This window comes from Niastella koreensis GR20-10, assembly GCF_000246855.1.
Taxonomy (GTDB): domain Bacteria; phylum Bacteroidota; class Bacteroidia; order Chitinophagales; family Chitinophagaceae; genus Niastella; species Niastella koreensis.
Genome location: NC_016609.1, coordinates 2,955,469 through 2,968,819, shown reverse-complemented (window position 1 = coordinate 2,968,819; position 13,351 = coordinate 2,955,469). Strand labels below are relative to the sequence as shown.

Below are 13,351 nucleotides of genomic sequence, written 5' to 3'. Positions count from 1 at the left end.
AGAAAGCTTGTGCATGAGTATGACAATGGAAATTTTAATTGAGTGCAAAAGCTAAACGACTCTTCAAATACCATCAAAAAGCGAGAAACTATGCGAAAAATATGCTGGCTATATCTATTGATTATCCCAATTATCCTCCATGCTCAACAGGTGGATAGTATTAGAGTTAATTTTGAATCAGATTTAGATTGGCAGCAGGTGCTTGAAAAGGCCAAAATTGAGAACAAACACATATTTGTAGACTGCTACACCACTTGGTGTGCGCCTTGTAGGAAGATGGAAGCGGAAGTATATTCGACCGATCAGGTTGCAAATTATTTAAATAATAATTTTATTTCTGTGAAGTTCCAGATGGATAAGACAGATAAGGATAATAATAATATAAAGAGTCATTATAAAGATGTTGAATATTTGAGTAAACAGTATACAATAACTGGATATCCAACATTTTTATTTTTTTCTTCCGATGGGAAACTTGTTCATCAGGATTTAGGCTATAAAAGTGTTCCGGATTTCCTTATTCTTACAAAAAATGCTTCTGACCCCAAACGCCAGTATTATACACAAGTTGAAGAATATAAGGCTGGCAAAAAAAACTATGCAGATATGGTGGAATTAGCGATCGCATCTCGACAAAACGGCAACTATGAAATTGCAAAGAAAATCGCTCACGACTACAAAAAGAATGTTATCGATACTCTTTCAGATAATGCGTTATTAACGCGAATGAACTTGGTCCTTTTCGATAACTTTTATACCCTGTTTTTTGAGGAAGGCACAAATGGAAGGCTTTTCAAGTTATTTTTAAATAGAGGTGCTGAAGTTGATAGAATAATTAATAAGCCGGACTTTTCGGACTTTTTTATTTCAAAAATGATAGAAAAAGAAGAGATAGATGACAAAATTTACAAAGATGGTCAACCAGTTAAAGAAGAACCTCGATGGAAGGATATGTCCCGCTCAATAACAAAAAAATATGGGGAAAAATATGCTGTATCTCTTGTACCAATGGCAAAGGTGCAATTTTATAAACGCACAAAAAAGTGGAGTGAGTTTGCGAAATTATTTGAAAGCCGCATTAAAGAATTCCCTCCAAGGGAAAATAGTACAGTTTTTTCAAAAAGTGTAGGGCACCCAAGTGCTAATTTAGGTGATGCTTGGGTTCTCAATGATTTTTGTTGGGATTTATTTCGTCTATGTGATGATAAAAATGTTTTGAAAAAGGCTCTAGTTTGGACAGATATAGCTATTAAACTTGAATTTGATCCTTCATTGTATCTAACATTTTATGATACAAAAGCAAATCTTCTTTATAAGATGGGCCGTGTTAATGAAGCTGTGCAACTCGAAGAAAAGACAATTGCAATTGCAATCAAAAGAAATTTATTGGCGGAATTTCTTATAGATGAATTTAAAAAGTCTCTTGATAAAATGCGTAAAGGAGAGCCGACATGGCGATCCTAATTATACTATTTGGTTGGATTTTCATTCTAATATGAAATAGGTTTATGAGTCTTAAAAAGGCATCGATAAGGAGAACTATTATAGCATCTTTGAGATTTTTGACAAAGAAACAACAGGATGGAATGTCATTGACTGGTTAAAGTTTATAACGTCCCTAGGTTTTATCGGTAACGCCTACTTGCATTTATTTGACCTTACCAGGCAGGGAAGATTAAAAGATTTTTGATGTCAGAACGGATTTGTAAGTTTTTTTCTTTGTAAAGGTAGTTTTTAGTAACTTAAGAGAAGAACATTATTCCTTGCCATTAACGGTACTGTTTAATCTAACTTATCCATCTAATAAACCAAAAATGAAATTATTTTATTTGTTTTTAATTATATTCGGATTTACTAGTAAAAGCCAGGCTCAAAACTCTAAATCATCTCAACCATCAAAGCCTCCTATCGACACATCCTTGTTTCGCAATTGGACATATATCGGCGCACCATCTGTCACAAACAATGGACAATTTTTTCTTTATTCGACGTCAAACCAATCTGGCTCGACTATCAAGTTAATTCTTAAATCAAAAAATGACTCATGGGAAAGACAATTTACTGGTGTTTCCAATGCTGTATTCTCTACTGATAGTCGCAAAGCCTTATTTATTAATTCTGGGGATAGTTTATGTATTTATACTTTGGGCGGAGACGGTGTGGAGTATATGTCAAATATCAAGAATTTCAGACTGCTTACATTGCAAAAAGTCCAATGGGTCGCATGTGAACTGAAAGCGCCTGAAAAATGTTTGTTATTACGCGATTTGACATCGGAGGATATTTTAAAATTTTCCAATATTTCAAGATATTTTTTGGTCGGCGGAAGATTAATAACTATCAAGTCGTCGCATAAAGGAGAGGATTCTGTTGTAGATTCATTGTGTATAATGAGGTCACCTGGAAATGAGCAAACGTTACTTTGGGAAGGAAAGGGAATTAGCAATCTTATTTATAGTTGGAACGAGCGGTTGATTGCATTTATAGGCAAAAGTGATAAAAATTATAGGCCAACATCTTCTATCTGGAATATAGATTTGCAAACCGGTGTAGTCAAAGAGGTTCCTATTGATAATACCGATAAAATTGAAAATAAGTTTACAATAGTAGGACTCCGGGCGTTAAGTTATGACGGTACGAGATTATTTATAACCTTAAAAGACACAACGGATTTTGGTGTTGTTAAAGATCCTATCATGGTAGATGTTTGGAATTATAAAGATCCAAAATTGCAATCTCTACAGTTCAATGAATTAAAAGTCAAAGGAAAAGCAGAAACTATTGATGCGGTGGTTGATCTCGAAAATGGAAAAATAACAACCTTAAATGGAAAAAATGAAGAAATTCGTTTGTATTTAAACAAAAAAAATGATAACCTGGCGATAATTACCAAGACTGGTGGGGGAGATATAAGCGAATACAACTGGAATCAGGAATCGGTTCCATCATTTTATCTTGTTGATACCCGAACAGGTATTAGGAAGAGAGTGCCTTTAAATTATCCAAGTGTATCTCCTAATGGTAAATTTTTAGTTGGTTCTAATTCTTCGATTCCATATTTGGTAAATAATTTACTAAGCTATAATATTGAAACCGGCAAGGTATGCAATCTTACTAAATCGTTTTCCACTCCAATGAATGAGAGTGAAGTGTTTGGCTCACTATTACTCAAGCACAGGAATATTCAAATTCTCCGATGGTTTGAGAACGGAAATAAAGTTTTAGTTAAAGATAAATATGATCTATGGTGCTTAGATATCACTGGGAAATCTAAGCCATTTAACGTGACCAACGAGTTTGGCCGAAAAAATCAAATCTCATTTAACCTGAGCGATGATTATTATAATGAGTTCCTGGGAGAGGATGATGGTGAAATTATAATCTCGGGGTTTAATGAAAAAAATAAAATGAATGGTTTTTATAAGGTGTCGTTAACTAAATTGCAAAATCCAGTATTGTTGACTGATGGTCCATATGTTTATTGCGCTAGCCAATATAATATGGGAAAACGTGTTATAAAATCAAAGGATTCTAATGTTTATGTCGTTAGGCGTGAAAGTGCTACAGAATCGCCAAATTATTTCTGGACATTTGATTTTAAGCACTTTGTACCCATAACAGAAATACATCCTGAGAGGCAATATAATTGGATGAAGGCGAAACTTGTCTTTTTTACGACTTTAGCTGGTCGTAAAGAAACCGGCATATTGTATACGCCTGAAAATTTTGACCCGCAAAAGAAGTATCCAGTAATAATTCATTATTATGAAAAGATGTCGAATCGACTAAATCAATTTTTAATCCCAGATGCAACCTACGCCCATATCAATATCCCATGGTTTGTCAGTAATGGTTATATTGTATTTACTCCTGACATACATTTTGTTGCTGGGAAAACTGGTGAAAATGCATACAATTCTGTTGTCGGCGCAGCAAAATACTTAACTAAATTTCCATGGGTTGATGCAAAGCATCTGGGAATTCAGGGACACAGTTTTGGCGGATATGAGACTAACTATATTGTTACTCACACCAATATTTTTGCGGCTGCAATGTCTTCCTCAGGCATGTCTGATGATATTAGCGACTATTTATCTATTACTGAAGATGGTTACAATAAAATGTCTTTTTATGAAATTAATCAAAATAGAATAGGAGCAACGCTATGGGAGAACCCTGATCTTTATATAAAAAGTTCTCCTATTTTTTACGCTGACAAAATTGAAACACCACTTTTAATGATGAATAATAAAAAAGATGGAATTGTAAATTTCGAGCAAGGGACTGAGCTTTTTACTGCCTTAAGACGTCTTGGTAAGAGAGTTTGGATGTTACAATATGATAATGGAGTGCATACCCTTTATCCTTATCCTTGGGGGGGCCGGGAGTCGATTCAACACACCATTCGTATTACTCAGTTCTTTGACCATTATTTAAAGGGTACAGCTCCCCCAAAGTGGATGACAAGAGGAATCCCTGCAAAATTAAAAGGAATTGATGATGGATTGGAATTAGATAATGAGATTAAAACACCCGGAAAGGGACTTCTTATGAATCCATAGCCTGAATTATTTGTGCAATTTTAACTGTAGTGAAATATTTATGGGTTTTTAGTCGTAAGCCGCTTGTTAACGTAAAGGCATTCCTTGAGATGAAAAAAAAGTAAAATGCAGAAAGTATAAGACTAATAACATCAAGTGTTGTTGACGTATTTGTGAATCTTAAGCATAAATATATTCTACTTAAAAATAAAAAAGGGTGAATCATAAATTTGATTCACCCTTTTTAACTCTGAATGGCTTTATGGAGCCATCTGCGCGTGGCTAATATTAAAAGCCACGTAGTAAATTATTGTAAAAATGAAATATCAGACTTGTCTGAGCAAGACCGTGTAAGGGAACCGTCGGTTGTACAGAAAGAAGTTCCGTTGTCTAAATCAATTGTATAAGTTTTGTTAACTTGTATTGCGCAATTGGCACCAGTAGAAGCAGAAGTTGAACAAAAAATAACGCTGTCTTTTTTTGAGGCTTTGAATGCTAATGCACTACCTACAACGGCAACAATAGCCAGAGAAGTCAAAATGATTCTTGTCTTTTTCATAAAAGTGTGCTTTTTTTAAAAAAGCTAAAATTTTAATTGCCTACTCTTTTAATGGTTTTCGGCGAATCCCACTGCAGCTGCAAAAATTTAAATCAAAATAGAAGACTATTTTATATGTCTCACTGAACCTGGAGACTATTAATAATGTTTACTGAAGAGTAGTTATATTTGATTGGGTTGTACACTGCCTAGTAGGGGCGCCATCAGTAGTACAAAATGAGGGTCCTTCCGAATCTGGAGTGTAAGATTTGTTTTCTTGCAATACGCAGTTAGCGCCGCTTGTTGAGGTGGTTGAACAAAAGATGAAGCTACTTTTTGTGGCTTTGAATGCTAAAGCGCCTCCTACGGCTGCTACAATTGTGAGGGCTGTGAGCATTAGTTTTAGACTTTTCATAAAAGCTTAATTTTTAGGTTTTAAATTGGCCTACTCTATTTTAACGGTTTTCGGCTTCCCCGCCTTACTTGCAAGTATCTTTAGTGCTATAGATATTTAAACCATTTTTAAATTGGTCTAGTTTCGATGACTGTTGTAAGTGAATTTGTCTCATTATAGTAGAGCCGATAACTCTTTTAATAAGACATAACGTTCAGGGGCAATATTACCGTCCTACAATGATGTCACATTGAGTATCACACACACTATTAATCGAACCATCAGTTGTTCAATAAGAAGATCCATATGTATCTACAGTATATGTGTGATATTGTATTGGGCACAAGCAGTTCCTGTAGGCGGCCACGTTGAACAAAAAATAACATTATAGATTTTTGAGCTTTTATTGCCAGAGCACTGTCGAGAATTACTAGTATTATTAAAAAGTGCTTAAAATATTAAGCCTTTTCATGAAAAATAGTTTAAGGAATGATAGAGTTTCAACTTTATTCGGTTGTCTTATCCTTGGTTTATATCTCTTTTATTTTAAATCGAAAACCTCACTTCGTTGCACCTTGTTTAGGTCATTTATTGGAGCTAATAGTGAAGACAAAAGAAAATTAGCTTTAATTTTGAGTCGCAGCTTTTATTTGATCTATAGATATTTTACCCAAAAATGCATGACTAAGAGTTTTATCTTTCTTATAAATTGCAAAATAAGGTACACCTGTAGCATTGAAAAAATGTTCGAAAGTGTATGCATTGTCAACTCCCGTTGTAATGTTTTTATATTTGTAAAGCTCGTAGGTTGAACAAAATTTCTTCATCTCATTAAACGGCCATGTGGTAAAAACGTAAAAATGAATGTTTCCCAGGCGATTTATATTTTTGATAATATCCTTCATTTGTGCATGGGAGTAAGGACAATGCGGTGAAAAATAGAAATACACGGTAGGGGAATCTGAAGAGAGTTTGCTAGCTTCTATGTAGGTGCTGCTGTCTGATAGTAACAATTTAAATTCAGGAGGTCTTTTCCCTTCAAAACCCGTTTTTACCGGAGGTACTTCATTACGACAGGATGAAAATGCAATCAAAATCAAAATTGTTTTTAAAATATTCATTTTTATTGAATTTTACTTTATAATTATCTTTAATCCCGTTATTCATTTTTTAGCCTATTGCAATTGATTTGAGCTCAACTTTGGCCTTCTTTCTAAATGCTGATTCTCCTATTATGCCTGTTACACCTATTAAAATAAATGCGCAATTAAAAACAAGATGACCATTCCACGATAAAGCCTCAATAAGTCCTCCACAAGTACAAGGAATCGGTTGGCCAGATGCCAGAATATAAAGGATATAAATTGTGAACAGAGTCATCAGTATCGTGGATATATATAAGCCAATTAATCTAAATTTTGGAATCAGCAACAGTACTGCTATTACTGTTTCTGTTATCGGAAGAGATATTGCAATAAGTTTAGAAATCGGGGCTAAAAGAGGAGATAGTGCTATTTGTTCTTTAAATATATTATAATCCATCCATTTACTGATAGCTGTGTAAAGGAAGAGCATGGTAAATAACAAGGATATAATATCTATAAAAAAATATCTTTTCATGGTTCTTTGCTTATGTTAATTTCAATTACAAAAAGGTTATTAAAATTGAATGGTTCCGGTTTCTATACGTCTACTATCCGGTTTTAATGCTTTATTAACATCAGTCTTTATGGCGATTTTACACAGGTAGTCGATCAACGTTAACGAGGAAATAGTCATCAAAAGAATTGGAAAGGCAAGAAAACGTAAAGCTGAAGCTGTAGAGAAGATACTAAATGCTGCGTTGACTATCCAAAAAGTGCCGGTTAATAAAATCATTTTGTAAAAGCGGCTATTGAAGCCATATCCTTTCAGTAGAAAATATGCTATTAAACTTGCTAAAAATACAAGATTCATCATTCCTGAAATAATTGGATAGAAATCCAATAACCGCGTTTTATAACCCTTTACCCTTGAGTGAACTTTATAATAGCCGAACCATTCCGCTGTTAACGGTACTGCGCTATCTATACCCGCATTATATTTTTGTAGGTATTCCACGGGCGGCGCGTAATATTTATTGGCATTCGGCCAAAGAAAATACCTTGCAAAATAATCAGGATACTGCTTAATGATATAGAGTCCGTATGACTTATATAATGGACCCATCATCGCCCATTTCTGAAAATCGGTGCTAATGCTATCTTTTGCAAATACCATGTTTCTGTAATGATACAATGGCAAACTTCGGTCCCACATATAAAATGTACTAGCTTGCAAATTTTCCTTTGGAAATCGAAGCACGTTACGAGTGCTGTCAAAGTATTTGCGAATGCTTTCATCCAAACGTTTAAATTCATTTGGTACGGGTTTTCGATTCGCGCTATCCACGTATCTATAAGCATACATAGCGTTATTGGAAAGTTGCCAGCCGCTAAAAGGAGCATATTGCCAATAACCGCTTATTGTCTTATATTTAAGGGTAGTATAGGTAACAAACATCAGGCAACAAAAAAAAGCAGTACCCAAACCAAAAATCTTCTGTCTCACATTCATTGAGGACTTTAAGAATGCAAGTATTGTTATAATGGGATAGATAAGAGCATTATATCGTACCGTAAAGGCTATAAATAATATTACAGCGTGCCAGACAAGAATATTTCTTGAAGGTTTATTAATTATCCACACCAACAATCCAAACCAAATAAGACTTATTGCCAGGAAAAAGCCATCGCTTGATATAAGATTTGCTAAAAATAAAAATAAAGGGTTCAGAACCATAAAACATAATAATATAATCTGAACTATTTTACTTGGGCTATGGAAATAAAATATTGTAAATAAAAAAAACAGACTGCTGCATTGAATCAATAAATACTGGAAAACAACCAGAGCAGTATCAGAACTAGTAAAAACACTGAAAAGTCTCAAAAAACGGGAATAGCCAACCAGGTATGAATTTATTCCGAAATTTTTATAAGCGGTTTCCAGGTATACAAAAGAATCGTCATGGATAAAGCTAGGATAAGGATAAAAATATTTAAAAACCACCAGCTGAATTAAGATTGCAATACTGGTCAATTTTATAATTCTTCGGTTTTTAAAATTACCCCAGATAAATTCTTTAAAGGAAGTGTTTTCATGCAGAATCTGTCCATTCATATCATCCAATTGAAATCATTGACAAATTGTTTCTATCAGAGGCGGGCTTAAAAATTTATTTATAACCTTGGTATTCCCTTTTTTTTATAACATGTTTACTTCTAAACAATGAATATTTCAGAATACAATAGATCGCTTTAACTCCATCTTTCCAGCCAATCTTCTTTCCTTCTGAAAAAGTTCTTCCATAATAAGAAATGCCAACTTCATAAATTCGTATTCCCGACATCATTGCAATTTTTGCAGTTATTTCAGGCTCAAATCCAAAACGCTTTTCTTCCAGTTTTAGCTGTTGAATTAAATCTGTTCTAAACATTTTATACCCCGTTTCCATGTCTGTCAAATTTAAGTTGCTAAACATGTTCGATAGAAAAGTAAGGAACCGATTACCGATAGAATGCCAGAAGAATAGGATGCGGTGGGCATTGCCACCTATAAAACGCGACCCATAAACCACATCTGCTTGAGCATTGATGATCGGTTTTAATAAGGTGTTGTATTCACCCGGATCATACTCAAGATCAGCATCCTGTACCAACAGATACTCGCCGGTTGCCTCGGAGATACCCGTATGTATAGCCGCACCCTTTCCCTGGTTTATTTCGTGGCGGAGGTATTTGAAATAGGCAATGGTTAATTCGGTATTGGATGTCATGTATTCTCTCACTGCCAATTCTGTGTTGTCTTTGGAGCAATCATCCACAATAATCACCTCCTTCTCAATATTGCTGATGAGCTTCACCTCATTGATCCTGTCAAGAATCGTCGCAATAGTTTTTCCCTCATTATAAGCTGGAATGATAATGGACAACTTGCTGATAGCAACCTCTTTTTTCGATTTACTATTGATCGCAGAACTATTGCCGACTTGTAATCCCGTTGCAGCCGGCGGTATATGGATCTGAATTTGTTGAGCAATAGGCATACGATTCATTTAAGGTTTAAAAATGAGCTAACGATTGATTTGTCCAGGATATAGTCTAAGTGATACTAACCATTGAATAATCCATGCCGACGAAAGTCCTAGCTGCTGCCCGGGTTTGTGAATGACAGTATATACACTTTGATGGTTTCTGGTTTTGACCCTCACACTTGAAAATATTGTTTCGGTCAAACGGATTCCCTTGCCTGGAAAGGCACGCCGGAGTAGGATTATTCTGTTGTTTGTTGCATTGCTATTCTTGTAATCCACTCATGGTAATGACTCTACTTCAACATAAGGAGCAGTGCATGATGTTGAATTTATTCGTTAATGATTCAAATTACCGCGGGTACGGGTCGCGGTATATTTATTCGTGATTGCTTTCGTAGGCAATCTGATTTCTGATTTGCTAGTAAAAGATGAGGTATTAATTTCTGCAATTTGATCTAAAGGATACCGATGGTGCCCCATCCTGAAAAACCAAGGCAGAACGGTATCCAGAAACCTTATTCAGTTGTTGTGAACAAGAATTTATAGCGCTCATTTAAAATAGATCGGGCGCAATAATATATTACTTATAATCCATGCACAGTGCCACGATATTTTCTTAAATTCATTTTCCGTATCCTGGGGAATCAGTGCTAGTGAAAGAAGGTATCGCCCATTCTTTCCGTTAAACCGGAGACAATTCATTTAATAATATCCATTGACCCACTTAATTTCTAAATTGTCTCACCAGCTTCTGAACCGGGTTATATATGTTTCTAAGGGTGTGCTGCTTATTTAAAAAGTAATAAATTACCGTATTGGCCCCGGTAAGATTACCGGCGCGGACCGGTGTAAAACCTTATTCCTATATTATGATTAACCTTAGTGGAAATTTAGTTGTCTTATTTCTGGAGAGTATCATTCTACAATTGGCCTTTCCATCTTATCTTCCGGTGACATTTAACCGGAGCTTCATTCATTCTATATGCAAGTTACATTCCCTTCGTTTATCTTTTTGCAGCGATTCTTTATCTTTTTGCAGTAACTCTTTACATTTTTGCAGTGTCCAATACAGTTACCTCGCTTCGCCAGTTATTTTCCCATTCAGTAGGTGGCACGCCAAACTGTTTTTTAAAAGCGGTACTGAACGCACTGATGGAACCATAGAAGCATTTCCTGGCTACAAATTTTTTCGGCATTCCTTCCATGAGGTGCTGTTTGGCGGCATTCAAACGCTGTCTCACCTGGTATTCCTTAATACCGTAGCCATATACAACCTTAAATGCCTTTTCAACATTATTTCTATGTGGGGTGCACAAGTGCTCCAATAGCTCTGCGGCCTTTTTATAACCAAATGGATCTTTATCTATTTCAGTCTTGATAGTTTCTATTGCAATAAGGATATAATTCGAATAAGGTGTTGTTTTGAACATGGCAGAACGATTTAAAATGTGTTGGTGAGAAATGGCCCTACTTCGTCTTACGGGCGTGCTTGCATATTTACGTTTCTGTCTTTAAAAATATGCGCATGTTGGAATTTCAATACTTTTTCCTCTATTTCTTTTGTTACAGTTTTGCCTGCGCCTTTTAAAACCCGGATGCTATGCCCGTTAGATACTAAGATCAGCAATTCCTGAAGAGACTTTATGTCATTTTCCTTTAAAACATTATAAGCCCTGCCAGACAGCCCTATATCTTCTATATTGGCATCGATAATAGAAAAGTCCATTTCATGTAATTTAATATGCCGGTATAGCCAGTTTGCTACCATTTTGTAATTGGCTAAATCAGAATCATGCATTATCCATTGAACCTCCGATAAAAGATGTTCTCTGCTTTTCATCTTATATAATTAATACAGTTAAGTATCCCTGGATAAATTAATGCCTTTATCCGTAACCAGTAGTAGTAAATTAACTTTGGGTTATTTGCCTTGGTATAAGCGGCATGGCGTATTCGAATAGCTTAAGATAAAATTTGCAATCATTCGGATAAGTTTTAAGATTCATTATGCTATCGGTTTCTGAAGGCAAGTTACAACGTGTAATTAGGCAAATCCGGATAAATGCGCGTCATAATCGGACTATTTTTTATTAAAAGCACTCCTTGAACGATTATATGCCTGCATTTTTGAGTCCATCCTCCATTCTAACGGTGTCTTGCCGGTGCTCCTTTTAAAATGCTTTTCCAGGGTACGGATATCTAAGCCTACATTAAGGGCGATCTTTTTAATGCTATCATCAGTATTTGAAAGATATTCCTTAGTTTTCTCGATTCGCACTTTGGTAAGAAAGTCATTAATGGTTGTGCCGGTTATTAGCTTAAAAATTTTACGCAATTTTCTTTCATTGATAAAATAGTCGTTGGCGAGGCTTACATGCGTATGAAACTGTTTGTACTCCTTTCTTAAACGCGATACAACCTGGGTAACTATTTTAAGATCATCTTGAATCAGGCTCATGGATCGAGGTTTAACGATGCAAAATCAGGTTTACTATTACAGGTACGAGGCGACACATTGGTGCCAGGGGTTGGAGTGATCGGATCGATATCTGGGTACAGTGCACTGGTATGCCCAGGTAAGTGTTTGAGAGTTCTGACAAATTTATTGGAGTGAATATTCAATAATAAATATGTTTTTCAATTGTGCGTACCGTTTTCTCCTGCAATAGGTCATGAAGCAATGGCTAAGCAATAAAGGGCTAATAATATGACCTTTATCCTTTTACAAAATTTATTTTTTGTTTATAAAATTCGGAAAATGGTATTGTCATTACTCCGAAATGTTACAGCATCCCGGTAGCATGATTCTGTTCCCTATATTGCCCTGGCGTTAAACTGGTTTTCTTTTTAAAAACCTTGGAGAAATGCGGCAGGTTATCGAATCCCGTGGCCTCGGCAATTTGCGACAAGGATTGTTGGGTGGTCATCATCAGGTATTGCGCCCTTTCAATGCGTTTGGTGTGAATGTACGACAACGGTCTTTCGCCGGTTAGTTTTAAAAATAGCCTCGACAAATAATCGGGATGCTGGTTTACCATAGCGGCCAGTTCCTTCACTGTTAAACGTTTGCCCAGGTTCAGCTGGATAAACCCCAACAGGTCAACCACCTTGGCTGGAATACCGGTGGTGTCGCTTTTTTGCAATTGTTCGGGACCTATGAATTTTGAGATCAATTGCAACAGAATGCCCTGGGTCTCCAGGAACAGCTCATAGCTTTGCTGGTTGTTGAGTGCTTCATATTCCTGGTAGTAAACGTTTTTTTCATATACCTTCGGGTTAGGGGAGCGGTTGATCTTTCTGCCGGGATTTATATCGAGTAATCTTTTAAAATTTCCGGTATCCCCTCCGGTTGCTTTCACCTTGAAAACCGTACGGCTGTTGTGAAATAAAGAAATGCCATCCACGGCGTCTTCAAAAAAATGAACAAAATACTGACCCAGGTGGTCGGAGCCCTGCAGGTTGCACAACGTAAAGCTTGGGATAAGATACATATAGCCCGGTTCCAGCACCCAGGCATCCTTTTCATTGGAAATGCTTCCCTCGCCTTCGTCGATATAATACATCCGGTAATACGGGCTTAGTACATTCTTATAATTCCATTTTTTGCCCAATTGAACATAGTCCACGTTCAACAATACAAATGAATGTTTTAGTACTCTTCGGGTCATGGTAAAATGTCGGAATTGTATAATGGAAAGTCGAATCTATGTAATTTTTTCTGGTAATTACTGCTTAGTTTTGTAAGAACGATTGTCAGGGTTTAT

General features: G+C 35.9%; 11 protein-coding genes. 2 read left to right on the top strand and 9 right to left on the bottom strand.

Going from position 1 to position 13,351, the window contains the following annotated elements; translation table 11 throughout:
- Positions 1–42: 42 nt before the first annotated feature.
- Both NIAKO_RS11835 and NIAKO_RS11830 read left to right on the top strand, forming a co-directional pair.
- Positions 43–1,464, top strand: a complete 1,422-nt coding sequence (locus NIAKO_RS11835) for a thioredoxin family protein (RefSeq protein ID WP_133055335.1) — start codon at positions 43–45, stop codon at positions 1,462–1,464.
- 350 nt (positions 1,465–1,814) lie between these two features.
- Entirely contained in the window at positions 1,815–4,562 is a 2,748-nt protein-coding gene (locus tag NIAKO_RS11830) for an alpha/beta hydrolase family protein (RefSeq protein WP_014218654.1), read from the top strand.
- 286 nt (positions 4,563–4,848) lie between these two features.
- Here NIAKO_RS11830 and NIAKO_RS38115 read toward each other — a convergent pair whose 3' ends face one another.
- The 9 genes from NIAKO_RS38115 to NIAKO_RS11790 form a co-directional block, all read right to left on the bottom strand.
- A complete protein-coding gene (locus NIAKO_RS38115; protein ID WP_014218653.1) occupies positions 4,849–5,100 on the bottom strand; it encodes a hypothetical protein in 252 nt (83 codons plus the stop codon).
- A 999-nt stretch (positions 5,101–6,099) separates the two neighbouring features.
- Positions 6,100–6,594 (bottom strand): TlpA family protein disulfide reductase, encoded by a 495-nt coding sequence (locus tag NIAKO_RS38465; RefSeq protein ID WP_014218651.1) that lies wholly within the window; start codon positions 6,592–6,594, stop codon positions 6,100–6,102.
- 49 nt (positions 6,595–6,643) lie between these two features.
- Positions 6,644–7,093: a MauE/DoxX family redox-associated membrane protein gene (locus NIAKO_RS11820; protein ID WP_014218650.1), complete on the bottom strand. Its 450-nt coding sequence runs from the start codon at positions 7,091–7,093 to the stop codon at positions 6,644–6,646.
- 39 nt (positions 7,094–7,132) lie between these two features.
- Entirely contained in the window at positions 7,133–8,674 is a 1,542-nt protein-coding gene (locus tag NIAKO_RS11815) for a hypothetical protein (RefSeq protein WP_014218649.1), read from the bottom strand.
- Positions 8,675–8,729: 55 nt separating this feature from the next.
- Complete coding sequence (locus NIAKO_RS11810; protein WP_014218648.1) at positions 8,730–9,599, bottom strand: glycosyltransferase family 2 protein; 870 nt, start codon at positions 9,597–9,599, stop codon at positions 8,730–8,732.
- A gap of 1,034 nt (positions 9,600–10,633) precedes the next feature.
- Positions 10,634–11,017 (bottom strand): helix-turn-helix domain-containing protein, encoded by a 384-nt coding sequence (locus NIAKO_RS11805; RefSeq protein ID WP_014218647.1) that lies wholly within the window; start codon positions 11,015–11,017, stop codon positions 10,634–10,636.
- Positions 11,018–11,064: 47 nt separating this feature from the next.
- Complete coding sequence (locus tag NIAKO_RS11800; RefSeq protein ID WP_014218646.1) at positions 11,065–11,427, bottom strand: DNA-directed RNA polymerase subunit alpha C-terminal domain-containing protein; 363 nt, start codon at positions 11,425–11,427, stop codon at positions 11,065–11,067.
- Positions 11,428–11,667: 240 nt separating this feature from the next.
- A complete protein-coding gene (locus NIAKO_RS11795) occupies positions 11,668–12,045 on the bottom strand; it encodes a helix-turn-helix domain-containing protein (RefSeq protein WP_014218645.1) in 378 nt (125 codons plus the stop codon).
- A gap of 325 nt (positions 12,046–12,370) precedes the next feature.
- Positions 12,371–13,255: a helix-turn-helix domain-containing protein gene (locus NIAKO_RS11790; RefSeq protein ID WP_014218644.1), complete on the bottom strand. Its 885-nt coding sequence runs from the start codon at positions 13,253–13,255 to the stop codon at positions 12,371–12,373.
- Between the last annotated feature and the right edge of the window lie 96 nt (positions 13,256–13,351).